Genomic DNA, 254 nt, shown 5'->3' with positions numbered 1-254 from the left:
TGGGCAGGAGCGGGATGCCGCGGCGGGACAACAGGTGCAGGCGCGGCCCGGCCCCCGGCGGCTCGTACCGCAGGGCCCGGCCGGGTCCTGCGCCGGTGCGGCGGTCCACCCCGCCCCGGCCCTGGGTGAGCTGGGCCAGCAGGTCGACCGCGTTCAGGCCCATGTCCCGCACGACGACCTCCGCACCAGCCTCCACGGTCTCCCCGTCCCCGTCCGAGGGGATCTGCGGGCCCTGGTAGTGCAGCTCGTCCCGG

At 77.6% G+C, this 254-nt stretch carries 1 pseudogene; it reads right to left on the bottom strand.

Annotated features, from left to right (window positions below):
• Nucleotides 1-254: pseudogene (locus KVS67_RS12380) on the bottom strand (hypothetical protein); the annotation flags it as partial.

The organism is Micrococcus sp. GbtcB5, assembly GCF_019091605.1.
In the GTDB taxonomy this organism is placed as follows: Bacteria; Actinomycetota; Actinomycetes; order Actinomycetales; family Micrococcaceae; genus Micrococcus; species Micrococcus luteus.
The sequence above is the reverse complement of the archived record's forward strand: the minus strand, read 5'-3'. Positions and strand labels throughout refer to the sequence as shown.